This window comes from Streptomyces sp. DSM 40868, assembly GCF_011820545.1.
Classification (GTDB): domain Bacteria; phylum Actinomycetota; class Actinomycetes; order Streptomycetales; family Streptomycetaceae; genus Streptomyces; species Streptomyces eurythermus.
The window spans coordinates 8631362-8655233 of the sequence record NZ_CP050504.1 but is presented as its reverse complement, the minus strand read 5'-3'; the positions used below and the strand labels follow the sequence as shown (position 1 = coordinate 8655233).

The 23872-nt window shown below is 70.4% G+C and carries 22 protein-coding genes; 10 read left to right on the top strand and 12 right to left on the bottom strand.

Annotated features, from left to right (window positions below; genetic code table 11):
• Positions 1-7 precede the first annotated feature (7 nt).
• From HB370_RS38990 to HB370_RS38980, 3 genes are all read left to right on the top strand, one after another.
• Positions 8-892: a TauD/TfdA family dioxygenase gene (locus HB370_RS38990; RefSeq protein WP_030785740.1), complete on the top strand. Its 885-nt coding sequence runs from the start codon at positions 8-10 to the stop codon at positions 890-892.
• Positions 893-1078: 186 nt separating this feature from the next.
• The gene (locus HB370_RS38985; protein WP_078637591.1) at positions 1079-2440 is read left to right on the top strand and encodes a bifunctional o-acetylhomoserine/o-acetylserine sulfhydrylase; all 1362 of its coding nucleotides are present in this window, start codon (positions 1079-1081) and stop codon (positions 2438-2440) included.
• Positions 2441-3586 (top strand): homoserine O-acetyltransferase, encoded by a 1146-nt coding sequence (locus HB370_RS38980; RefSeq protein ID WP_078637592.1) that lies wholly within the window; start codon positions 2441-2443, stop codon positions 3584-3586.
• Positions 3587-3611: 25 nt separating this feature from the next.
• Here HB370_RS38980 and HB370_RS38975 read toward each other — a convergent pair whose 3' ends face one another.
• On the bottom strand, positions 3612-3959 hold the full coding sequence (locus tag HB370_RS38975; protein WP_244405861.1) for an antibiotic biosynthesis monooxygenase: 348 nt from the start codon (positions 3957-3959) through the stop codon (positions 3612-3614).
• Positions 3960-4246: 287 nt separating this feature from the next.
• Here HB370_RS38975 and HB370_RS38970 point away from each other — a divergent pair, with 287 nt between their 5' ends.
• The 5 genes from HB370_RS38970 (at position 4247) to HB370_RS38950 (ending at position 10275) form a co-directional block, all read left to right on the top strand.
• Positions 4247-5173 (top strand): ABC transporter permease, encoded by a 927-nt coding sequence (locus tag HB370_RS38970; protein ID WP_051815815.1) that lies wholly within the window; start codon positions 4247-4249, stop codon positions 5171-5173.
• A 59-nt stretch (positions 5174-5232) separates the two neighbouring features.
• Positions 5233-7008: an ABC transporter substrate-binding protein gene (locus HB370_RS38965; RefSeq protein ID WP_051815817.1), complete on the top strand. Its 1776-nt coding sequence runs from the start codon at positions 5233-5235 to the stop codon at positions 7006-7008.
• A 10-nt stretch (positions 7009-7018) separates the two neighbouring features.
• Complete coding sequence (locus HB370_RS38960) at positions 7019-8011, top strand: ABC transporter permease (protein ID WP_030785757.1); 993 nt, start codon at positions 7019-7021, stop codon at positions 8009-8011.
• Positions 8008-9660, top strand: coding sequence for an ABC transporter ATP-binding protein (locus HB370_RS38955; protein ID WP_030785760.1), 1653 nt, complete (start codon positions 8008-8010; stop codon positions 9658-9660). The genes HB370_RS38960 and HB370_RS38955 overlap by 4 nt, the downstream gene beginning before the upstream one ends.
• Positions 9661-9885: 225 nt before the next feature.
• Positions 9886-10275, top strand: coding sequence for a peptidase inhibitor family I36 protein (locus HB370_RS38950; protein WP_030785764.1), 390 nt, complete (start codon positions 9886-9888; stop codon positions 10273-10275).
• A 90-nt stretch (positions 10276-10365) separates the two neighbouring features.
• Here HB370_RS38950 and HB370_RS38945 read toward each other — a convergent pair whose 3' ends face one another.
• The 5 genes from HB370_RS38945 to HB370_RS38925 all read right to left on the bottom strand — a co-directional run bounded on the left by HB370_RS38945 (position 10366) and on the right by HB370_RS38925 (position 16574).
• Positions 10366-12753, bottom strand: a complete 2388-nt coding sequence (locus tag HB370_RS38945; protein ID WP_244405859.1) for a glycosyl hydrolase family 18 protein — start codon at positions 12751-12753, stop codon at positions 10366-10368.
• 304 nt (positions 12754-13057) lie between these two features.
• Positions 13058-14020, bottom strand: a complete 963-nt coding sequence (locus HB370_RS38940; protein WP_157855588.1) for a hypothetical protein — start codon at positions 14018-14020, stop codon at positions 13058-13060.
• Positions 14021-14088: 68 nt separating this feature from the next.
• Positions 14089-14841 (bottom strand): carbon-nitrogen hydrolase family protein, encoded by a 753-nt coding sequence (locus HB370_RS38935; RefSeq protein WP_244405857.1) that lies wholly within the window; start codon positions 14839-14841, stop codon positions 14089-14091.
• Between the two features lie 119 nt (positions 14842-14960).
• A complete protein-coding gene (locus HB370_RS38930) occupies positions 14961-16028 on the bottom strand; it encodes a site-specific integrase (protein WP_244405855.1) in 1068 nt (355 codons plus the stop codon).
• Between the two features lie 252 nt (positions 16029-16280).
• A complete protein-coding gene (locus tag HB370_RS38925) occupies positions 16281-16574 on the bottom strand; it encodes a helix-turn-helix domain-containing protein (RefSeq protein ID WP_037702138.1) in 294 nt (97 codons plus the stop codon).
• An 889-nt stretch (positions 16575-17463) separates the two neighbouring features.
• Here HB370_RS38925 and HB370_RS42280 point away from each other — a divergent pair.
• Both HB370_RS42280 and HB370_RS38920 read left to right on the top strand, forming a co-directional pair.
• Entirely contained in the window at positions 17464-17634 is a 171-nt protein-coding gene (locus tag HB370_RS42280) for a hypothetical protein (protein ID WP_244405853.1), read from the top strand.
• Positions 17631-17861: a hypothetical protein gene (locus tag HB370_RS38920; protein WP_051815823.1), complete on the top strand. Its 231-nt coding sequence runs from the start codon at positions 17631-17633 to the stop codon at positions 17859-17861. The genes HB370_RS42280 and HB370_RS38920 overlap by 4 nt, the downstream gene beginning before the upstream one ends.
• Before the next feature lie 345 nt (positions 17862-18206).
• On the opposite strand, the gene HB370_RS38915 is transcribed toward HB370_RS38920, so the two are convergent.
• From HB370_RS38915 to HB370_RS38890, 6 genes are all read right to left on the bottom strand, one after another.
• The gene (locus tag HB370_RS38915; protein ID WP_030785782.1) at positions 18207-18641 is read right to left on the bottom strand and encodes an NUDIX domain-containing protein; all 435 of its coding nucleotides are present in this window, start codon (positions 18639-18641) and stop codon (positions 18207-18209) included.
• A 1033-nt stretch (positions 18642-19674) separates the two neighbouring features.
• A complete protein-coding gene (locus HB370_RS38910) occupies positions 19675-20253 on the bottom strand; it encodes a transposase family protein (RefSeq protein ID WP_244405851.1) in 579 nt (192 codons plus the stop codon).
• A 112-nt stretch (positions 20254-20365) separates the two neighbouring features.
• Complete coding sequence (locus HB370_RS38905; protein ID WP_037702176.1) at positions 20366-20761, bottom strand: hypothetical protein; 396 nt, start codon at positions 20759-20761, stop codon at positions 20366-20368.
• A gap of 111 nt (positions 20762-20872) precedes the next feature.
• A complete protein-coding gene (locus HB370_RS38900) occupies positions 20873-21370 on the bottom strand; it encodes a hypothetical protein (RefSeq protein ID WP_030785784.1) in 498 nt (165 codons plus the stop codon).
• Positions 21371-21643: 273 nt separating this feature from the next.
• Positions 21644-22141 (bottom strand): hypothetical protein, encoded by a 498-nt coding sequence (locus HB370_RS38895; protein ID WP_030785793.1) that lies wholly within the window; start codon positions 22139-22141, stop codon positions 21644-21646.
• Positions 22138-23406: a hypothetical protein gene (locus HB370_RS38890; protein ID WP_157855589.1), complete on the bottom strand. Its 1269-nt coding sequence runs from the start codon at positions 23404-23406 to the stop codon at positions 22138-22140. The genes HB370_RS38895 and HB370_RS38890 overlap by 4 nt, the downstream gene beginning before the upstream one ends.
• Positions 23407-23872 lie beyond the last annotated feature (466 nt).

Sequence of the window (23872 nt, the reverse complement as noted above, 5' to 3'; positions counted from 1 at the left end):
CACACAGATGAGCCTTCTCAGCGAGCGGCCCGCCCCGGCGCGGCTGCCGGTCACCGCGCTCGGCCCGCACTTCGGCGCCGAGATCCACGGCATCGACCTCGGCCGCCTGGACGACGACGAAGTCCTGGCGCTGCGCGAGGCGTTGGTCGCGTACAAGGTGCTGTTCGTGCGCGGCCAGCACGACCTGGACGACGCGGCGCAGATCGAGTTCGGCCGCAGGCTGGGCGAGGTCACCGTCGGGCATCCGGTCCACGACTCCGGTGACGTGGCCCCCGAGGTGTACTCGCTGGACAGCCAGGACAACGGATTCGCCGACGTCTGGCACACGGACGTGACGTTCGTACGGCGTCCGCCGGCGATCTCGGTCCTGCGGGCCGTGGTGCTGCCGCCGGGCGGCGGCGACACCAGCTGGGCCGACAGCCAGTTGGCCTACGAGTCGCTCTCGCCGGGCCTGCGGGCCTACATCGACACGCTGACCGCCGTCCACGACGGCACACGCGAGTTCGGGTACTACCTCGCCCAGCGCCGGGGCGGCCGCGGCAACGTGTGGGAGGGCGAGGTGGTCACCGAGCTGACGCCGGTGGAGCATCCGGTGGTGCGGGTCCATCCGGAGAGCGGGCGCAAGGGCCTGTTCGTCAACCCCGGCTTCACCTCGCACATCGTGGGTGTCTCGGAGCACGAGAGCCGGGGCATCCTCGACATCCTCTACGCCCACCTCACCAAGCCCGAGCACGTCGTACGGCATCGCTGGCAGCCGGGGGACGTCGCCCTGTGGGACAACCGCAGCACGGCCCACTACGCCAACCGGGACTACGGCGACCGGCACCGCGTCATGCACCGCATCACGCTGCGCGGTGACACACCGGCCGGACCGGCGGCCGTCCGCCGCTGACGGGGTGTGCGGGAGGCCCGGCACCGGGGCCTCCCGCACACACGTCCGACATGTGCGCGGACGATCGTTGCGCACGGATGTCGTTTGTGAAGTCCTCGTTGCACGGTGCCCATCGCCCTGTCCCCGGGTGCCGGGCCGTGCTTACCTCGTCGCAACTCAGCGCCGCTCTCCCGCACGAGGAGCACCATGAGCAGCCAGCCCGTCGACTCCGTCACCGCCGGCCACACCGCCGAGGAGCCGCCCACCGGTCCCGACACCTCGGCCTGGTCCTTCGAGACCAAGCAGGTCCACGCCGGTGCCGTGCCCGACCCGGCCACCGGTGCCCGGGCCACGCCGATCTACCAGACCACGTCGTTCGTGTTCCGGGACACCCGGCACGCCGCCGACCTGTTCTCGCTCGCCGAGCCCGGCAACATCTACACCCGGATCCACAACCCCACCCAGGACGTCTTCGAGCAGCGGATCGCCGCCCTGGAGGGCGGTGTGGCGGCCGTGGCACTGTCCTCCGGGCAGGCGGCGGAGACCCTGGCCCTCCTCACCCTGGCGGGCGCCGGCGACCACATCGTCTCCAGCACCTCCCTGTACGGCGGCACCTACAACCTGTTCCGCCACACGCTGCCCCGGTTCGGCATCGAGGTGTCCTTCGTGGACGACCCGGACGACCCGGAGGCCTGGCGGGCGGCGATCCGGCCGAACACCAAGGCGCTGTTCGCGGAGTCGCTGGGCAACCCGCGCGGCAATGTGCTCGACGTGCGGGCGGTGGCCGACGTGGCGCACGCGGCGGGCGTCCCGCTCATCGTGGACAACACGGTGCCCACCCCGTACCTGCTGCGGCCGCTCGAACACGGCGCGGACATCGTCGTGCACTCGGCCACGAAGTTCCTCGGCGGCCACGGCACGGCCATCGCGGGTGTGGTCGTGGACGGCGGTACGTTCGACTTCGGCGCGCACGCCGACAGGTTCCCGGACTTCACCGAGCCGGACCCCAGCTACCACGGTCTGCGCTACTGGCCCGCGCTCGGCCCCGGCGCCTATGCGGTCAAGCTGCGGGTGCAGTTGCTGCGCGACCTCGGCCCGGCGCTCTCCCCGCACTCGGCGTTCCTGCTGTTGCAGGGCGTGGAGACGCTGAGCCTGCGGATCGAACGGCACACGGCCAACGCCCAGGCGCTCGCGGAATGGCTGGAGCAGCGCGACGAGGTCGCCGCCGTGCACTACCCGGGCCTGCCGTCCAGCAGGTGGTACGAGGCCGGGCGGACGTATCTGCCGCGCGGTGCCGGCGCCATCGTCTCCTTCGAGTTGCGCGGCGGCGTGGAGGCGGGCAGGCGGTTCGTGGACGGCGTCGAGTTGTTCAGCCACCTCGCCAACATCGGTGACGTGCGCAGCCTGATCATCCATCCGGCGTCCACCACGCACAGTCAGCTGGACGAGGCCCAGCTGGCGGCGACCGGCACCGCGCCGGGGCTGGTGCGTCTGTCGGTGGGCATCGAGTCCCTCGCCGACCTCAAGGCGGACCTGGAGGCCGGTTTCCGCGCGGCGAAGGGCGCGTAGGTGCACGCCGTCGCCGCTGCCGAGGCGCCCCTGCCGCCGGCCACCGGGGCCTGGCGGGAGGGGGATCCGCCCGGCCGGCGCCGGTGGTACGACGCGGAGAAGCCGCTGCCGTTGGAGGCGGGCGGTGAACTCCCGGGTGTGCGGCTCGCGTTCGAGACCTGGGGGACGCTCGCGCCGGACCGTGCCAACGCCGTCCTGGTGCTGCACGCGCTCACCGGGGACAGTCACGCCGCCGGTCCGGCCGGACCCGGGCACCCGACGCCCGGCTGGTGGGACGCCCTGATCGGTCCGGGGCGGGCGCTGGACACCGACCGCTGGTTCGTCGTCGCGCCGAACGTGCTCGGCGGCTGCCAGGGCAGCACGGGACCGGCCTCCCGGCGTCCCGGCGGCGGGAGGCCGTGGGGCGGCGCGTTCCCGTTCCTGACCCAGCGCGACCAGGTGGCCGCGGAGGCGGGACTCGCGGACGCGCTGGGTGTCGACCGGTGGGCGCTGGTCGTCGGCGGTTCGATGGGCGGCATGCGGGCCGTCGAGTGGGCGGTGTCGTACCCGGCGCGGACGGGCCGGCTGCTGCTCCTCGCGACGACGGCGGCGGCGAGCGCGGAACAGGTGGCCTGGGCGGACATCCAGGTGCGCGCCATCCGCACGGACCCGCACTGGCAGGCCGGCGACTACCACGACACCGGCCGGGGGCCGCACGAGGGGCTGGGACTGGCCCGCCGGCTGGCCCATGTCACCTATCGCAGCGAGCCCGAGCTCCAGGTCCGGTTCGGCCGTCTGCCGCAGGACGGGGAGGACCCGTGGCGCGGCGGGCGCTATCAGGTGCAGTCCTATCTCGACCACCACGCGGCCAAACTGGTGCGCCGTTTCGACGCGGCGAGCTACGTCGTGCTGGCCGAGGCGATGAACGCCCATGACGTGGGCCGGGGCCGGGGCGGTGTGCGGGCCGCGCTGCGCCGGGTGACCGCGCCCACCCTGGTCGCCGGGGTGGACTCCGACCGGCTCTACCCGCCGGCCCAGCAGGCGGAGCTGGCCGCGCTGATCCCGGGCGCCGACCGGCTCAGGGTGGTCGAGTCGCCGCACGGGCACGACGGGTTCCTGCTCGAGACCGGGCAAGTGGCGGCGCTCGTCCGCGAGTTGCTGGGCTGAGACCGGCGCACCCGCGGCGGCCCGCTCAGTCGGGTGTGCCGCCGGGGATGGCGAGTTCGCGGCCCCGGTAGAAGCCTTCCCGCTCTTCCACGACGTAGGGAGCCATGGCGGCGCGCCGCTGTCCCTCGGGCTCGGACGCCCGCCAGGAGTCGCACGCCTCCTCGGAGTCCCAGAACGACACCCCGGTGACCTCCTGTCCGTCCGCGGACCAGTACGCGAAGGCGCGGCGCATTCCCCGCGGCTCGGCCGCGGGCCGCCACGCCCGTTCGAAGTCGTCCAGGCTGCCCGGCTGGATGCGGCGGGTCGTCACCCACACGAAGTGCTCCTCCATCGCGTTCTCCTCCGCTACGGCCGTCCGGGGCGTCGATGCCACTGCGACCACGGTAGGTCCCCGGCGCGGAACGCGCCTGGTGTGACCCTGGTCTCCCCCCGGCGGGCGATTCGCGGCGAATGGGGGTGTTTCCATGACGGCAGCGTGAACACGGAAACATTCTTGCAATCTAGCGTCATTTACTGCTTCAACCTTGCAATCACAGGCGTTGCAGCCGATTTGATCTTCCGATCTAATGTCCGATGTCCGGAGCGGAGACCCTGCCTCCGGTGTGATCCAGGGCGCTCCTCCACTACCGGAGCAGCCGAGCAAGTCGGGAGTACGACAGCATGGCAGCGGTATCGATGACACATGTGTTCCGGCGCGACCGAGTCGGGATCGTCTCGCTCGCCGTCGTCGGGTTCTTCGTGCTCCTCGCCGTCACCGCGCCGCTGATCACCGCCCTCTACGGCAAGAACCCCACCGAGCACTACGGGCAGAACGAGACCGGCCTGCTGAGCCCGGAGGGCCTGCCCGTGCTGCCCAACGGCGGCATCTCCGCCGAGCACTGGTTCGGCATCGAGCCCGGACTCGGCCGTGACGTCCTCGCCCAGCTCCTCCACGGCATCCGCACCTCCCTGCTGATCGCCTTCGCCTCGGCCGCCGTCGTCGCCGTCATCGGAGTGGTGGTCGGTGTGACCGCGGGCTACCTCAGCGGCCTCGTGGACCGGGCGTTCACCTTCGTCTGCAACGTCCTGCTCGCCTTCCCGGCCCTGCTGTTCCTGCTCACCCTGGGCCCGGTGGTCCAGACCCGCTTCGTGGGACCCGACGAGAGCGAACCCGCCTGGATGCAGTTCACCGTCCTCATCCTGGTCTTCTCCGCCTTCGGCTGGGTGCCGCTCGCGATGGTGCTGCGCACGGTCGTACGGTCCCTGCGCGACCGGGAGTTCGTCGAGGCGGCGCGGGCGCTCGGCGCGAGCCGGCGGCACATCGTCTTCCGGGAGCTGCTGCCGAACGTCTGGGCGCCGGTACTGGTGCACATCACCCTCGCCGTGCCCGCGATCGTCACCACCGAGGCCGCGCTGTCCTACCTGGGCGTCGGCATCAACGAGCCCATCCCCGACTGGGGCCGCATGATCTCCCGGGGGTCGGAGGTCTTCTACGACGACCCCACCTACATGGTGTTCCCCGGCGTCTCGCTCCTCGTCTTCGTCCTCGCCTTCAACCTCCTCGGCGACGCCGTGCGGGACGCGCTCGACCCGCACACCGTCCGCTGAACCCCCGGCACCTCCTCTCCCTTTCACCAGCAACAACGCACGACACAACGGAGTTCGTCATGCCCACTGTCACCCCGCGCGCCGCAGCCGTTCCGGCTCTCGCCACCGCCGCCGCCCTGCTGCTGTGCTCCTGCTCCGCGGGGGCGGGCACGGACACACACAAGAACAGCACCGCCGCGAAGAGCGGCCGGCGGCTGACCGCCACCCTCGGCACCGCCGAGGACAGCCAGGGCCCCGCCCCGAAGATCCCCGGCGCTCGCAAGGGCGGCACGCTCACCATCGCCAACCCGGTCGACTACACCCACCTGGACCCGCAGAAGATCTACGCCGGCGAGACGTACAGCACCTCGCTGCTGTGGGGGCGGCAGCTGACGCAGTATCAGGTGATCGACGGCAGGCCCAGACTGGTCGGTGACCTCGCCACCGACACCGGCACCTCCTCCGACGGCGGCCGGACCTGGACGTACCACCTGAAGGACGGCATCGCCTGGGAGGACGGCAAACCCGTCACCGCGCAGCAGGTCAAGTACGGCATCGAGCGCACCTTCGCCCCCGGCTTCGAGGCCGGCCCCAGCTACTGGCCCGAGTGGCTCACCGGCTCCAAGGACCGCACCGAGGCGGTGAAGAAGTACGGCGGGCCCAAGAAGGACGGCGACCTCGAGGCCATCGAGACGCCCGACGACAAGACCATCGTCTTCCACTTCCCCGAGCCGCAGTCCGACGTGCCGTACATGGCCGCCCAGTCCTCCTCCTCGCCGGTCCGGGCCGACAAGGACACGGGCACCGGTTACGACGTGAAGCCCTTCGCCACCGGGCCGTACCGGATCGTCGAGCACAAGCAGAACAAGAGCCTCACCCTGGAGCGCAATCCGCACTGGAAGCCGGCCACCGACCCGATCCGGCACGCCTACCCGGACCGCTTCGAGTTCACCTTCGGCAAGGCCGTCCTCAACACCGCCCAGGAAGTCTTCAACGGCCAGGGCACGGGCCCGGCCACCCTGACCACCAAGGGCACGCTGCCGCCGGAACTGATCTCGACGGTCGAACGCGACCCCGCCAAGCGGGCGTTGGTCGTCTCCGGCAGCCAGGGCGCCTACACCTCGGACCTGTACATCAAGAACGACCGGGTCACCGACCCCGAGGTCCGCAAGGCCATCCACTACGTCTTCCCCCGCCAACAGGCCCGTCAGGTCCTCGGCGGCCAGTACGCCGGCGACTTCGCGACCACCCTGTCGTCACCGGCCGTCGTGGGCTGGAAGAAGTACGACCTCTATCCCGTCGCACCCACCGGGGACATCGCCAAGGCCAGGGAGCACCTGGCCAAGGCGAAGACGAAGGTCACCAAGCTGACGTACGCCTACCCCGTCTACGGCCCGCAGGACGACCAGGTCGCGCAGGTCCTCGCCGACGCCTTCGCCAAGATCGGCGTCGAGCTGGTGGTCAAGGGTCTTCAACCGGCCGCGTTCAACGCCCAGGTGTTCCGCAACGAGGCCCCGTACGACCTGTGGCTGTCCACCAACTCCGTGGACTGGCCCACCCCTTCGACCCTGCTCCCCGACAGCTTCGAGAGCCACCTCGATCCGCTGTCCAACTCCGTCCGCTACGCCAACCCCCGGGTGGACGCGGAACTGGCCCGCATCGCGAAGATCGGTGACGCGCGGAAGAAGGCCGCCGAGCTGATCGACCTGGAGGAGACGGTCATGAAGGACGTCCCCGTGGTGCCGTTCCTCTACACCAGCGTCTCCCAGTTCCGCGGCAAGGACGTCGGCGGCGCCGCCATCCACCCGATCTACGGCGCCACGGCCGCGGTCGACCTGTACCTCAAGAACTCCTGACCCCGCGACCATGACCCGATACCTCCTCAGGAGGGCCGCGCAGGCCGTGGCGGTGCTCCTCGCGATCACCGCCCTGGCCTTCGCGCTCTTCTACGCCGCACCCTCCGACCCGGCGCTGATCGCCTGCGGCCCCAAGTGCGACACCGCGCAGGTCGAGGCGGTCCGCGCGAGCATGGGACTCGACCAGCCGCTCCTCGCCCAGTTCCTCGACTACGTCGGCGGCATCGTGACCGGCCGCACCATCGCGGACGTCGACGGCACCCCGATCCCCTGCCCCGCCCCCTGCCTCGGCTACTCCTACACCCTCCACCAGCCCGTGCTCGCCGCCATCGCCGACCGCCTGCCGGTGACCGTCTCCCTCGCGGCCGGCGCCCTGACGGTGATCCTCGTCCTCGGCATCGGCTCGGGCCTGGCGGCGGCACTGCGCCGGGGCCGGGCGACGGACCGCCTGCTGTCCGGCTTCAGCCTGCTGGGCGCGAGCGTCCAGATCTACTTCCTCGGCCACGTCCTCCAGTTCCTGCTCGTCTACTCCACGGGACTGTTCCCCCTCCCCCGCTACGTCCCCTTCGCCGCCCACCCCGCCCAGTGGGCCCTGGGACTGCTCCTGCCCTGGCTGGTCCTCGGCTTCGTCAACGCGGCCGTCTTCGCCCGCCTCACCCGCTCACAGCTGCTGGAGACCATGCACCACGGATATGTGCGCACGGCCCGCGCGAAGGGCCTCGGCACCCTGCGCGCCCATCTGAAGTACACCGCGCGCGGAGCGGCCGGCCCGCTGGTGCAGTTGCTCGGCTTGGAGGTCGGGGCGCTGTTCGGCGGCGCGTTCATCACGGAAACCGTGTTCGGTCTGGGCGGCGTCGGCAAGCTGGCCGTCGACGCGGTGAACGGCAACGACCTGCCCACGGTCGTCGGCACCGTACTCCTGGCCGCGTTCTTCGTCGTCGTGTTCGTGGCCGTCGCCGATGTGGTGGTGGCCTGGCTCGATCCCCGAGTGAGGCTCGCATGAGCAGACAACCCGCGTTGCGCGTACGCGACTTGACGGTCACCTTCAGCACGGCACGCGGCCCGGTGCCGGCGGTCCGGGGCATCTCCTTCGACGTGGCGCCGGGCGAGGTGCTGGGACTGGTCGGCGAGTCCGGCTCGGGCAAGTCGACGATCGGCCTGGCGGCCCTGGGTCTGCACGACCCCGCGCGCACCCGCGTCGAGGGGAGCGTCCGGCTGGGCGGCGACGGGCCGGAGCTGGTGGGTGCGCCGGAAGCGGTCCTGAAGCGGGTCCGGGGCGCCAAGGCCGCGATGGTCTTCCAGGACGCCCTGGACGCGCTGTCGCCGTACCACACCATCGGCGCGCAGATCGCCGAGGCCTACCGCGTCCACCACCCGAAGGCGGGCCGCAAGGCGGCGCAGCAACAGGCGGCGGCGATGCTGGAGCGGGTGGGCATCCCGGCCGCCCGGGCCTCGGACCACCCCCACCATCTCTCGGGCGGCATGCGCCAACGCGTGGTCATCGCCATGGCGTTGGTCAACGACCCGGACGTGCTGATCGCCGACGAACCGACCACGGCGCTCGACGCCAGGGTGCAGCGCCAGATCCTCGACCTGATCCGCGAACTCCAGGCGGAGACCGGTACGGCCATGGTCCTCGTCACCCACGACGTGGGCGTGGTGGCGGCGACGTGCCACCGCATGCTGGTGCTGCGTGCCGGCGAGGCCCTGGAGGAGGGGCCCACGACGCGCCTGCTGACCTCCGCCGCGCACCCTTACACCCGGGCCCTGGTCCAGGCGGCCCCCACCCTGCGCACGCCGCCCGGCAGCCGGCTGCCCACGGTCGAGAATCCTCAGCCGAAGCCCCGCACGAAGGCCCGGCCGCGTACGGCCCCCGCCCCCGCCGGTGTGCTGGCCGAGGTACGCGACCTGCGGGTGGACTACCCGGGCCGTCGCCGCTCCCGCCCGCACACCGCGGTCGACGGCGTCAGCCTGCACGTGCACCACGGCGAGACCCTGGGCCTGGTGGGCGAGTCCGGCTCGGGCAAGTCCACGATCGCGAGAGTCCTGGCCGGCCTGCGCCGCCCCACCGGCGGGGAGGTCCGCTTCGACGGCCGGGACATCTCCGGCGCGGCGACGAACGCCCGGCTGCGCCGCGAGCTGAGCCGGGACGTCCAGCTGGTGTTCCAGGACCCGTACGCGTCGCTGAACCCGCGCCGGACGGTGGAGCAGATCGTCACGACACCGCTGCGCGTCCACTCGGACCTGGACGCGGCTCGGCGCAGGGCCAGGGCGGCGGAACTCCTGGAGCAGGTGGGCCTGTCCGCGGCGCACCTGTCCCGTCACCCGCACGAGTTCTCCGGCGGTCAGCGCCAGCGCATCGGCATCGCCCGCGCGCTGGCCGTCCGGCCGCGTCTGGTCATCGCCGACGAACCGGTCTCCGCGCTGGACGTCTCCGTCCAGGCGCAGGTCCTCAACCTCCTCATGGACCTGCGCGAGGAACTGGGCCTGTCGCTGCTCTTCATCTCCCACGACCTCGCGGTGGTACGGCACTTCTGCGACCGGATCGCGGTGCTGAAGGACGGCGAGCTGGTGGAAACGGGGCCTCGGGACACGGTCTTCGACACACCGAGTGCGGCCTATACGAAGGAACTCCTGGCCGCCGTCCTGTGACCGGGCGTCTCCGCGCCGTCGGCCTGGCCCCGCGACGGCGCACCCCGCACCGGCACGCTCCCCTGGCTCCGCCGGAGGACCCGGCTCACCCCGCTCGGCGGGCAACCGCCCACGGCGCCTCACGCGCCCTTGCGCACGCTCTGTCGCCCGCCGTGTGCGGGCCGTGACACTGACAGCCGTCGTCCGGTGACACCGACGGCAGAACCCGCGGAAAGGAAACCCCCCATGTACCGTGTCACTTCGCTCACCATCGCCTCCCTCGCCGTCGTCGCGGCCCTCGGCACGGCCCCGGCCGCTTCCGCCGACGCCCCGGCCCCGGCCGGCAAGAGCTCCGCCGCGGCTTTCCACTGCGACCCGGGACGCTTCTGCATCTACAGCGGCTGGGACGGCGGCGGCACCCGCTGCCAGTGGTCGCAGGAGAAGGTCGCCAACACCGCCGACCTGTGTTCCTTCATCCGCAACGGCAAGAACGTGCTGTCCGTGTGGAACGGTACCGGCCACCGCGTGCAGTACTACACGCAGACCAACTTCAACAACCGTGTCGGATCGACCGCCGCCGGCCACGGAGGGAACCTCATGGGCACCTACCAGATCCGCTCCTTCCAGAAGCAGTAGGTGCCCGCGCAGGCAAGTGTGGGGCCCGGGCGGGCGGTCCGCCGTCCGCCCGCCCGGGAGCCGTGCGCGGCGCCGGGCGCCGTGGTCCGGCTAACCCAGTCCGTCGTCCAGCGCGGTCATCAGCTGACCGTTCGGTGTGTCGCCGGACATCTCCCAGACGAAGGCGCCCAGCAGACCCTTGGACCTGATCCAGGCCGTCTTCTTCCCGATCGACCAGGCGTCGTCGAACGACCACCACTGGCCGCCCGGACCGGTGTAGCCGTACGCCGAGACGGACTGCTCGTCGTGGCGTACGGTCATGGCGGGGAAGCTGGTGATCAGGTTGTGGTAGCCGCGCACCCCGGCCTCGGTGTCGAACTGGCCGGGCGCGGCGCCGCCCGCGTCCTGCCACTCACCGGCGGCCCCGCCGTCGGTCACGCCCTGCCAGCCGCGCCCGTAGAACGGGAAGCCCACCGTCAGCTTGCGGGGACTGACCCCGGCGTCGAGATAGACCTTCACCGCGTCCTCGACGCTGAAGTGGAAGGGGTAGGGGTCCTGGGCGTCGGCGTACAGGTTGGAGGCGTGGCCGGTGCGCTTCGGCTCCCAGGAGTTGTCGCTGCCGGCGCCGTGGAAGTCGTATCCCTGCACGTTGGCGTAGTCGAGCGAGTCGAAGATCCGGGTCAGGTCCCAGCCGGCGGCGATCTTCGCGGGGTCGGCCGGGGTGAACGCGGTCAGCAGCCGGTGTTCGCCGCCGAGCGCGTCGAGCTGCTTGCGGAACTCGGCGAGCAGCGCGGTCAGGTTGGCCTTGTCCTGGGTGCCGTAGTGGTTGCCCGGATGTCCTTCGGAGCCGGGCCACTCCCAGTCGATGTCGATGCCGTCGAAGATCCCGGCGGCCGTGCCCGGGCCGCCCGCGCCGTTGTAGACGGGCAGATCGCCCTTGATCCACACGTCGACGCAGGACTTGACGAACTTCTCCCGGGAGGCCTGGGTGGCGGCCGCGTCCGAGAAGAACTTCGAGTACGTCCAGCCGCCGAGCGACACCACGACTTTCAGCTTGGGGTACTTGGCCTTGAGCTTCTTCAACTGGTTGAGATTGCCCCGGAGTTTGCCCCAGCCGTCGTCGGCGACCCCGTCCACCGACTGGGCGGCCGACATGGGGCGCGCGTAGTCGGCGTCCGCGTCGCCCGCGCCGGTGCCCTCGTCGGGGTCCTGGGGGTTGGCGGAAACGCCCTTGGTGACCCCCGCCTGGCAGGTGAGGTTCACCGGGTCCAGGTTCTCGAAGGCGTAGTTGACGACGTCCAGCCTGGCCGCGGCGCCCGAGGTGTCCAGGTTCTTCACGAAGTACTGGCGGCCGTAGATGCCCCACTGCGCGAAGTAGCCCACCTTGAGCTGCTTGCCCGGCCCGGCCACGTCGTCGGTGGTGACGGTCAGGGCGTTCGACGCCGGTGAGGTGTTGTCGGCGGTGTCGCGGGCCCTGACGGTGAAGGTGTAGGCGGTGGCCGGGGAGAGCCCGTCGACCGTGGCTGTCGTGGTGTCCGCGCCGACGGACTTCGCCAGCGTGCCGCCGCGGTACACGTCGTAGGCGGCCACCTCCACGTTGTCGGTGGACTTGTCCCAGGCCAGGCCGACGCCGGAGGAGGTCTTGCCGGTGGCGCGCAGCCGGCCGGGCGCGGTCGGCGGCTCCGGGTCGGTCGCCGGGTCGACGGTCTTGACAGTCACTGGGGCGCCGGCCGGACCAACGTTCCCGCGCGTGTCCTTGGCGCGCACGGTGAACGTGTAACTCGTCGCCGGAGTGAGGCCGGTGACGGTGGCCGAGGTGCCGGTCGTGGTGGCCACGGCGCCCGGGCCGCCGAGCACCTCGTAGGAGGCCACGGGGTGGTCGCCGCCCTGCGCGGCGGCCCAGCTCAGCGCGACCGAGTGCGCCGTGACCGCGGTCGCCTTCGGTGTGCCGGGCGCGGTCGGCGGGACGTCGGGGGTGCCGTCGCACTTGTCTCCGTTGACGGTGCAGCCCGTCGGGGCGGCGATCGGCCCGTTGGCGATGAACCAGTAGCTGTACGGTTCGGTGCTGCCGCCGGCCGGGACGCCGGCGTTGTAGAAGGCGTTCTTCACGGTCACATGACGGCCGGAGAGGGTCGCGTCGCCGTTGTAGTGGCCGGTGACCGAGACTCCGGCGGGCAGGTCGAACTCCAGGGTCCAGCCGTTGACGGCGGTCGCGCCGCTGTTGCGGACGACGTAACTTCCCTTCCACCAGGAGCCGTTGTCCTGGCTGGTGAACGTCGCCGTCAGCGTCCCGGCGGCGTGGGCGGGGGCGGCGAGCGCGGCGAGCAGCGCGAGCGGCAGGAGCAGCACGGCGCCCAGGGCGGCGGTCCACCGCCGGAACCGGGCACCGTGCCGTGGGGCGCCGGGTCCGGGGCTGCCGGAGCGCGCTCCGGACGGGGTGCCGCGAGAGGGTACGAGCGGTGGTCTGCGCCGGTGGAACATGGCTCTCCCTGTGGTCATGGGGTGGTACAGGGGTGAGGTGAACCGTGCGAGCGCGTCGCGCGACCGAGCGCTCTCAACGTAGAAGGTCTGGACCAATGCGTCAACGGCCCCGCGCGCGCGGGGCCGTTGACGCACGGGGATGTCGCGTACATCAGTGTGGGGGCCTGGCTGCCGGCAGGTCCGCCCGCAGGAATCCGAGCGTGGACAGTTCGTTCACGGTCGCCTGCAGCCGGCCGATGCGGTCCCGGCCCATGCGGACGAGTTCCTCCCCCGCGGCGGCCCATCGCTCAACACGCCTCGATCCGGTGCCGGCGATTTCGGCCTACACGGGATTGCCGTTGGCGGCGAGGCGGGCGCTCATGTCCGCGTGGGCGCGCCGGGAGTGGGCGTTGGCCGGGTCGTGGAGGAGGCGGAGGTAGTCGTAGAGGACCTGTACGCACTCGTCCCGGGTGGAGTAGGAGGCGTCCGAGGTCAGTTCGAGGTTCTTGGTGACCTCCATCAGCTGTCCGTCGGAGGCGGCGTACACCGGGTGCCAGACGAGCTTCACCGCCGGGTGGAGGGCCATGATCACGCGCAGTTGCGGAACTTCCTGCGCGATGAGGACGCTGTCGGGGTTGTACGCGCGCAGGAAGATGTGGACGGGGCCGCGGGCGCGGCTCACGAAGGCTTTGGACAGGACGTTCCACATCGGTGTCTTGAGCATCCAGTCCGAGATCAGGGTCAGTTTGTCGACCACGCCGCCGAACGGGGTCGCCTCCAAGGGGGTGTGGCCCCTGGCGCGGGCGTAGTCGCTGACCTCCCTGCCTCCTGACCAGAGGGCCATCGTCGGCGTGTCGATCCCGAGGTGGTCGCCGACGACCTTCACCAGCTCCTGGTACCAGCTGTTCGACGCACGGTAGTCGCGCTGCTCCTGGCGAGCGGTGAACTTCGTCATGGCCTCGTCGTTGAGCCGGCCCTGCTCGGCGATGCCGCCGAGGACGAGTTGCCAGGCCGTGTCCGTGACATCGGCGGGGAAGCCCGCCTGAGCCATCATGTCGCGGAACGTGCTCCATTCGCCGTGCGCGGTGGGGTCGGCGGCGTTCCGCCGCGCCTCCTCCGCGACGCCGGGGTCCGTCTGGCGCTGCACCCTGCGCGTCACGGCCGCGTTGCCCACCGTCCGCTGGAGCACGGCGAGTTCGGCGGGACGTGGTGCCCGGCCGGCGCCGGGGTCCCGGACCGTGTCCTGGGCACGCCTCCTCGGTGCCGTCCCGGGTACCGGCACCGAGTGTGTCACTGTCTTCCGCACGCCCCAGTCCCTCCACGTCGCCGCTCCACCCCGAGACTAGGGCTTCGGCACCCGGAGCTGAAGGAGGATCAGCCGAGCCGGCGCCGGGTCCGGGTGTGCGTGGTCGTGTCACGCAGGTCGCTCAGCATGGGTTCCGCGTCGCGGACGGTCCCCAGTGCCTGCGGGTCGAGGTCGGCGGTGATCAGCTCGGGCCGGTCCGCGGCGGCCTCGGCGAGCGGCCGTCCGTCCGGGCCCCAAACGGCGCTGGAGCCGCAGGCGTTCCAGCCTCCCGTAGTGCCGATGTGATTGGCGAGCACGGCGTAGCAGGTGTTGTCCAAGGCCCGTGCCGGGAACCATGTGCGTGACTCGTGGTACCCGTTGCCGACACTGAACAGGGCGCCGACGACGTAGGCGTGGCAGCCGTCCAGCGCCGCCGCACGCGCGTGCTCGGGGAAGCCGGAGTCGTAGCAGATGCCCAGTCCCAGGCGCCAGCCCTCGAGCTCGAGAGTGCATCCGGCCCCGCCCGCGCGATAGATCTCGCGTTCCGACTTGAACAGATGCTGCTTGTCGTAGCGGGCGGCGAGTTCCCCGTTCGCGTCGATGACCAGTGCCGACACATACAGTTCACCCTGGTCGTGGAACGCGGCGCCGACCACGGCGACCGTGCCGGTCCCCCGGCAGGCGTCGGCGATGGGCTCCAGTCGCGGGTCGCCGGGCCGCACGGCGCATCGCAGCGGGTCGGCCCGGATGAGGTCGGGCTCGTAACCGCTGAGGAACTTCTCCGGGAAGTTGCCGAGGTCGTCGACCTCGGCGACCCCGAAGACGGAGCCGCCGGAGGGCAAGGGTTCAACGTATCGGGTGGCGGGAGCTAATTTTGATGTTTTCGAAGGCCCTTCCGCCCCATCAACCTTGCATTGCATGACCACCTCCGAGGGGTTGTGGTCGGGGCAAACGTCCACGATCAGCCCTGGGGAGAATCTGGGGAGTTTCGACTGGCTCGCTCGTGGCCTTCTCCCCCCAGCAGCCTGTCGATGGCCGTGCGCCCCTTGGTACCGGCCTCCGGCATGAAGTGAGCGTAGTAACCAAGCGTGACAGCCGGGGAGGAATGCCCGAGCCACCTTGCCAGTGTCACCACGGACTCCCCCGCCTCCAGCATGATCGAGGCGTAGGTGTGCCGCAGCACGTGGAAGCCGTCCTTCCGCGCTGCCGCCCACTGCCACTGCTTCGCCCCTTTGGGGCGCGGCGGAATGATGCCGGCCTTGGCCAGCGCGGGTTTCCACGTGTAGGTGTTCCACGTGTTCACCGCTATGGCGTTGCCGAACCGTGTGGTGAGGAGAAGGGAGAACTTCCTCCGCTGCCCGCCCCCCACGGGCTTCCCCCACGGCAGTTCCACCTCTACCGGTGGAAACGCCTCGACGTGTCGCTTCAGTTCCTCGGCCACCGAGGGGGGCATATCGACCATTCGTGTCTTCGCCCCCTTCGGCAGCGCGAAGTACAAGCGTCCGTGGATCGCCTGCACTTGCCGGCGAACATGAAGCACGCCTCTCGCGTAGTCGAGGTCCTCGGGGCTCAGCCCGAATACTTCGCCCTGTCGAAGCCCACAGCCCAGGCCCAGCACGACAGCGATCCGGTTTCGCGGGCTGATAACGTCACGGACCCGGAGCGCCCTCTCCAGCGGCCACGCTTCGCGTCGTTCCTGGGAAGCCTTGGGCCACCGTACGGACTTGGCGCGCAAGGGGTTCCTGACAAGCCGCTTGTCGTCGACAGCCGCTTCCAGGATGCCGGACAGCTCGGACAGGATGCCGCGCTGGTAGTCGACCGAGTCGACGGTGGCGTCCAGCTTCGCTATGTAGGCACGCAGGTCCGATGCCGTGATGCTCCTGAGCGGGAGCTGGCCCAGGTGCGGAATGATGTGAAGCCGCGTTCTGCGCTCCCGGTTGGCCTGCGTTCTCGGAGCGCCTCCTGTGCCTGGCGCCCAGTGCTTAGCGATGTAGTCGGCCAGCGTGATGGAGCCGTCGCGAGGGTCCACGAACTCCCCGCGCTCCTCGTCCGTGGCTGCACGGCGAAGCCACGCCTTCGCATCTTCCAGGGTCTCGAAAGAGCGGTCCCGGACGCCGGGGATGCCCGCGACCTTGTACCGCAGTCCCTTGCCGTAGCGGGCGGTTCTTTCCCTCTTCCCGGTAACCGGGTCCTTCTTCTTCTTGAGCCATCGGTCTTCGATGTAGCCGGCCAGCTGAACTCCTTGTCGACGGGGATACGAGGTGCTGCGCCTGGGGACGCCTCAGGCGCTGCGGGTACGACTGAACCGTTGCTGTGGGGCGATACCCACCGGGTTCAGAGCGGTGTTGGAGCGTGAGTCGGCCTGTTCCTGGTCACGGATCCAGGCATCGAGGGTCTCCCGTCGGTACATGACGCGACCGCGAGGCCCCATCCGGAAGCTTGGCGGTCCCTGCCGCCTGTGCCGCCAGACGTAGAGAGTCTGCGGTGAGAGACCGAGGTACTCGGCAGCGTCCTTCAAGGTGAGGAAGGCAGCGCTAATGGGGGCCGGTGAAGGGGCAGGCAACGAATTCGGCATGGGTGGTTCTCTGCGCGGTAAAGGGTGGAGGTTGGATGGGCGACGCATTGTTTCTCCGCCCATCCCATGGCTTAGCGATGCGACTGGGGTTCTTCGCCGACAGGCGCCAGCGCGCCCCACAGCCAGCGGGCAACGGAGGCCGTCGCGCCGAAGAACGGGAGAGTCATGGAATCCGCACACACCAGCCATGTGGGAAATTACAAGTTCACGCCAGGCCGGACGGGGCTACCTACGTCCGCAGGCTTCGTCGTGCAGCAGGGGCGCCCGCCCGCGCCCAAACCACCGCCAAGTGTCGGCGCGAACAGCATCAATACTCCGGATGATCGCCGGTTTGGCCAACCGGCGATCATGCTCTATGTTGCCTCGCGGTACGGCTGACGGGACGCCGTTCTGCCGGGTCTTTCGGGGGCCCGAGGTACAGCCCGGTAGGGACATTCCCTGACCCGTAGAGGAGTGAGGTCGAGCTTCTTCTTGGACCCCGCGCTTACACTTGCCGCGGAACGACTGACCGTTCGACACCCAGATCCCGTGCTGCCACGGACGGCCTGATCGATTCGGGGCGAGCGATGGCCGGTTGAAACCTGGTGATCGTTCCCCGTCAACAGATCACCTCCTGGGTATTACACGAATCGGTGCGCCATTCTACGCCGCGATGAGGCGGGGTGTTGTACCTTGACATCGTTCTCAACCGACTTCCAGTCCTTCTGGCGTTTTCTTCGTCTGCCGTGAGCGATTCCGACGCCCGGCATTCGAAGCATCGCCCTATGAAAGCGCTCGCATCGCAATGGGCGCCGTTCGCTTGCCGGGAGGTCCAGTCTCTTCAGACGCACTGCACCGTGTCGACGCTTTCCGCCTCACCGGCACACATGCCCTCGTCCCCCTACACCGGGTGGCAAGCGCACGCATCGAACTCGCCGAAATCGCCGACTGGTTCGCGCTCGCCGACCTCTGCGGTGCTGCCCGTCTGACGGTCACCGTTTCCGCCCTGCCGTCGGTGAACCTCACCTCCCGGTCCGCCGAGATCCGCGAGGCAGTACTCGACGCACCTACCAGCACATGACGGTTGTGCCGCTCAAGCCCGCCGAGACGGCGGCCCCGGGGCTCGCCCGTCCCCTGGCCGGCGTAGTGCAGGCCGAGGGCTTGCGCCGGGCGCTCGTCTTCCGCTGTGACGTACGCGAGTGGTCCACGGACGTGGCCGCGTGGACGACGGAGGCATTCACGGACTCGATCCGGGCCGTGACGGGAGCCTCGGGTCTCATCCTCATCACGGTGTCCGTGCAGGCCTGACCCGCGTACGCGCAGCCGGGGCAACGCACCCGGCCCGCCCGCTCGACGGCCTCCTGAACCACAAGCGGCCCGGCCGAAGCCCCGCAGCCACCAGCCGCTGTAGCAGGGGCATCCCGCCGCCGGCACATGAGCGAGGTCCACCCCGCTGTCTTCGGCCAGGGCCCGGCGCAGCTGCGCGTCCTCGGCCGGTCGGTCGGGTGCGGGCAGCGCCTCGACGGCGTGCGATGGCGCTGGCGGTGTCCTCGGCGTCCAAACCGCGGTCCAGATGCTCGATCGCGATCGGGGCGTGCTCTTCGGTGGTGCGGACATCGGCTGCCTCCTGCGGTGGTCGTGACCGGGCGGGGATCAGTCGTACAGGCGTCCCAGCAGGGCGCCCTGGCCGGACTGGAGGACGTGGGCGGCCTCGAGCGGGATCCAGAAGCACTCGAAGTGGGTGGGCTCCTGCTCGCCGTCGTGGTCCTCCTGGCTGGCCCACCGATCCGGCGTGGGCTCGGTCAGCTCCAGGTGGAAGACGTGCCGGTGCTGGATCTCGAACCGGTAGGGGCTGATGTCGTACTCGGTCTCACCGAGCTTGCGCACGACCTTGAAGCCCTTCAGGCCGGTCTCCTCCCCGGCCTCTCGCAGCGCCGCCGCCTCCGGCGTCTCGCCGGCGCGGATGCTGCCGGCCGGGACCTGGATGCCGACTTCCTCGTGGCTGTAGTCGGTGTGTCGGAAGACCAGCAGCTTGTCCTCGCATACGACGTAGCAGAGCACCTTGTCTTTGGTGACCTTCTCGGGCACGGGAACACCTCGTGCTTTCGTTGGAATCGGAATGGGCCGCATCGTCTGCGGCCCTGCGCCCCGGCGTCCTGCGGGCCGGTACAGGGTAGGAGGCCCTGAGGTCAGGTCTCGCGACAGGAGATCATGGAACCGCGAGGGCGGTCGAACGGCACCACTTCCCGGGAAAGTTGAACGGGTTCAGGGACCTTGCGCGCATGGCGGGCTTCGCCCCTTCCCCTGGGTGGTGGTGCTGGTGCGGAACCAGATCCGCTTTCCGTGTAGGAGGGGCTGGCTGTCCAGTTCGTTGACGCGCCAGGACAGCAGGTAGAGGCCGCGGCCGCCTTCCGTCCTCGAGCTCACTCTGGTACCACCCCCGCAGGAGGATCCGCACAATCTGGCCTACGGACTCCAGCGTCTCGGGATCGATCTCTGGCAGCACCATGTGGTGTTGCGGTACCGGGCTGACCGCCATCGGCCAGTCGTCGCGCAGGAGGCCCTGGGCCCCCGTACTGAGCGGCATGTTGTCCGGCTGATGACCACGCTGATTGACGTGAGGTACATGAGGTGCGGTCGTTAGGACGTGCGGTGCGCCCAATGCAGGCGTCCGCCCATCAGGGGGCACGCGCCGCCGCACGGGCAAGGGCGGGTGACGGCTGGTGTACCGAGCACACCGCGCCGTCACCCGACGAGATCTTCGGGTCCGACATCACCGTCGTCGTGCTCCCGGTGCACTCCCCTCAGCGAGAACACCGCACCTGGGTGCTCGGCCCGGCTGCGGACGGTGTGCACCCAGGCGTGGCGGCAGGCGAGGTTGACGCAGCGGGCGCGGTGGGTCAAGTTGCGGCCGCAGTGAGCCTCCACCAACCTGAAAATCCCAGGTCAGCAGGGCTGGTGTGGCCGTGTTCCGGGGTGCTCGTGCTGGTCGTGGGCGGCAGCCTGTGCAGTAGATCGTCCGTCAGCGGTTCGAGCTTTGCGAGGATCCGCCAGTTCTTGAGGTGGGCGAAGCCGTGCTCGACCGGCGCGCGTCCGACGGCGAGTACGCGGTTGGCCTCCTTCAGCCGAGGTCCGCCAGCGCCCCGAGGCCGGCGGCGCGTAAGTGGACCAGGATGTGGTCGTGGCGGGCGGCGGTGTTGTCGTGGGTGCGGCCAGGCCGGGCGGCGGAAATCCAGATCAGGCGGCCCCTCTCGTCGGTTAGGGCGAGGAAGTGCAGACCGTGATGGCGGTGCTTGCCGGAGTAGTTCTTGCGGTCGGCTTTCCCGGTGCGGCGCCGGGTGTGGACGAAGGTGCCGTCAATCAGGACGACCTCCCCACCCTGACGGGCGATCTTCTTCAACGCGCGGTCCAGGCGCGGGGCCTGGGCAGCGAGCAGGGCGATCACCTCGTCGCGCCAGCGACGGACGGTGGAATCGGATACGTCGTTGCCGCCAGCCAGGTCGGCCAGGCGCTGGTCGTGGCGCAGTACGGCCAGGACGATCACCGCGATCTTCCCGGGCGGCAGGAAGCCGCCACCGGGACCGGATTTCAGATGGCGCCGCAGCAGGTCGGCGAGGTGGTTGACGGTGCGCGTGGACAGCGGCAGACGGCACTGATAGACAAGCGGGCAGGTGTCCTTGGCGTGCTCTTTGTTCGTCACACAATTTCCAACGGCCGTCGGGGGCACCCCGGTTACGCCCGCTCAGCACCGCCTGGCGCGACTGCCCGGGTCACAGCCGGGTGGTGAACCTGCCGTCGGGCTGTTTCCGCAGTCAGCCGCGGTCGACCAGTCTGACCAGTTTCCCGCGCAGCGGCTCCAGCCTGCTCCGCACGCTGACGTCCACTCCCACGTCGCCGACCTCACGGGCCATGACCGGACCGGCGGCCTGCCGCACGACGGAGAGAATGCGCTGGTAGTCCGGCGGGAGCATGGTCTCCTCCACGTCCGGCGCGCGGTGCGGGATCATCATCACCGCCCGGCCACCCACCTGCCCAGGCATCGGGGCGAGCGCGGCCCGCTCCTCGGCGAGCTGCTCGCTCATCCGCTCCAGGACCCGTTCGGCGGCCGCGAGTTCGTCGTGCTCGGCCCGGACCTCCGCCAGCTGTTTGTTCAGCTGTTCTTCGAGTTCATCGAGTTCCACGCGCCGCGCGGTGATCCGTTCCAGCAACTCGGGATCCGAGCATGCAACGGATCGTAGAGCGCCGCCGAACCGCAGCGAACGAGAACCGGAGGGTTCAGCACAGCTTGTGCTGCCGACCGCTTGCGCAGAGATCGATCGCTACGGAAGCCGGTTGTGGTCGGGCCGGTCATGCGCCAGACACTGGGCTTCGGCCGTGACCTCGGCATCGAGCTGGGCCAACGTTCTGTCCCCGTACTCGACGATGTCGTATTCGTCATCAAGCTCGGCAAGACGCTCGGCCAGGGGCAGTTGATGACCAAACCGCTGGTGGATACGCAGAGCAAGCTCTCGCGGCGTCAGCCTGCCCGCCAGCAACTGGTGCGCGAGCGCCCGCGCGGCGGCTTCCCGCCCGGCCTCGCTGTCGCGCGGGTAGAACACAAGGCCCAGCTCATCGAGTACGACGGGAAGCAAGTCGGGCACGTCGTACTCCGCCTCGGCGCGTGTGCATCCGGCCAGAACGCGAAGTGTGGGGCTGTCGAGTCCGGCAACGAGTGCTGCGCAGGCGACCTCAACGACATCCTGCGCGCGGGCCTCGCCGATACTCCAAAGAACGGCGAGATCCTGCAGGTCATCGGCTGCTGCTTTGATCGGCGACACCCACACATGATCCCTGGCACGAGACGATCCCGTCGAGCACATTTCGCCCCAGGCACCGGCCGTGCTGACGGACGATCTACGGCGCAGACTGCCGCCCACGACCAGCACAAGCACCCCGGAGCGCAGTCACACCAGCCCCTGCTGACCTGGGATTTTCAGGTTGGCAGGGGCTCAGTGCACGAGCGGTGCCTGCTGGACTTGGTTCTGGCTCGTCCGGGTCATTGCCGCAGCGGCGCCGGGCTCGCCCGGTGCGCCGTCGATCGCGCGTCCGACTCAGTAGGGCGGGTGCTGCCCGAGGCCGTGCCCGGGCGTCGATTGGGCGGGCACGGTGTCCTTGTCGCCGGTGAGCGCGTCGAGTGAGGCCTGGGCGGCGGCGCGCACACTGTTGTCGGGCGCGTTGGTCAGGGGGCGGATCTGGGCGTGTGCGGCTTGAGCGGCGGGTCCGAAGGTGGCGAGGGCGTTGAGGGCTGAGGTGACCACGGTCCAGCTCTGGTGCCGGCTTGCCCAGGTGAGGGTGTCGGTGATGACGGGTATGGCGATGGGGTCTTTCAGGTGGGCGAGGCGGGACAGGTAGAGGCCGGCGGGGATGGGGGCGTCCGGGCGGTGGGGGTCGATGCGGTGCAGGCCGTCGGCCAGGAGGGGGACGAGTCGGTCGGCGGCCTGCGGGTAGCCGCCGACGCCGTAGAGGGCCCGCCAGTCGTCCACGCGGGTTTCCAGGGAGCGGATCAGGTCGGGCAGGGCGCGGGGGTCGCGGTGGTCGGCCAGGGTCATGACCGCCTCTTGGTAGGCGCTGCGCACCAAAGGGTTGTCGCTGGCCCAGACGTCGGGGCCGTGTGTGGTGCGCAGGGTGGCCATGTGGTCGGCGAGGGTGTCGAGGAGCAGTGCGGTGTCCTCGGGCGTGACCGTGAACCGGCCCCCGTCCATGCGCTGAACCCGCGTTTGATCATGCGGGCTGCGGCCCAGTCGTCCGGGAGCAGGGCGAGGAGGCGGTCCAGGACGGGGCGGGGCAGGGGGCCAGGGAGGTCCTCTGCCATGGCGATGGCGTCGTACCGGGTGGCTGCATCGGGACTCGTCAGTTGTGCGACGAGGAGGTCGGCGCGTTCGGCGATCCGGTCGCCCAGGGCGGTGTGCAGGGTGCGCAGGACGCTGCTGACCGGGGAGTGTTCCTCCCAGGGGTGCTCGGGGTCGAAGAAGTCGGCGGCCAGGTGAACGGGGCGAACCGCGGGAGCGACGTCCCGGCCGCGGACGTGGCTCGACGCCTCGCACCAGCGGCATCCGTCGCATGGCTTCCCGGAGACCGGGGTCGCAGTGATCTCCCGCAGGAGAGCGATCGCGCGGGGTACGACCTCGAAGCCGTCCTTGTCCGGGTCGAGTTGAAAGCGGTGGGTGAAGGCTGAGAGCCGGACCGGGGCGTCGGCGTAGGGCCGCGCGGGGCCGTCGAGCAGGTCGTCAAGCCAGGCCGTGACGGTCGGAGCGGTCGTCGGCAGCCGGTCGGCCAGACGGGCCATCGTACGGACGATCAGCAACCGCTCCACGATGTCCTCCGCGGCCGGCAGGCGTTCGGCCAGGACACGGGCGGCGCGCCGGCCGTCACCGTGGAAAAGACCGACCGCCGCGATGGCCGGGCGGCGCACCAGCGGGTCGGTGTCCGCCGCGTACCGGGCGAAGTCCTCCGCCCGCGCGGTCATCTCGGCGACGATGTTCACGTGCGCCGTCGACTCGACTCCGTTCGCCGTGAAGTAGCTATCTTCAGGGTCCCAGTCCAGTGCTTCACGTCCGATGCTGAGCAGCAGCTTGACGATCTCGCTCCGGTCGGGCGTGGCCGGGTTGTCGGCCATGGCGAACAGCAGGGGCACGCTCGCTGCGGTGCACGGGTCGACAGCTCCTTGGTCGTGGGCCTCCGCGTAGAAGTTCTCCAGCCCCTCGGCCCGCACCGCCGCATCTGCGGAGAGCATCTTCGTAAGGTGGCCTGGGACTCCGCAGACCTGGCCGGGCAGGTGGCCTGCCTTCCAGTCGACCTTGTGCACGTTGATCATGCGGGACAGTCTGCACGGCGCCACTGACAGCGCAGTGGACGCCCGTAGGCCTGCACGGCCGACCACGGCGAGGTCGCGGGCGGAAACCACACGGGCACCGGCGTATTCGGCGGCGGCGGCGCGCGGGCGCGCGAAAGGCACGGGGCGACGCGTCGGCGGAAACGGCGACACGGCTCCGGCGGGATAGCACGATGGGAACGGCGGGCCGGGCATCGACCCGGGCGCGACAGCGTGGTCCAGCGCCGGGACGGCGGGCAGTGGGCGCCGTTCCGGTGACCACCGGGAGGTTCTCCGGCCTGTCGGCGTCCGCCGGCGCGACCGGTCAGGAACGATTCAGACTGGAGCCCGTCCGTGGCCGTCGCACGTTGCCCGGACGGGCCGCCCCCCTCCCCTGCCGCAGACACCACCGTGCGGCGAGGTCACAAACTCACCGCTCCGCCGGCGAGACCTCCGTTGTTCCGGCCGG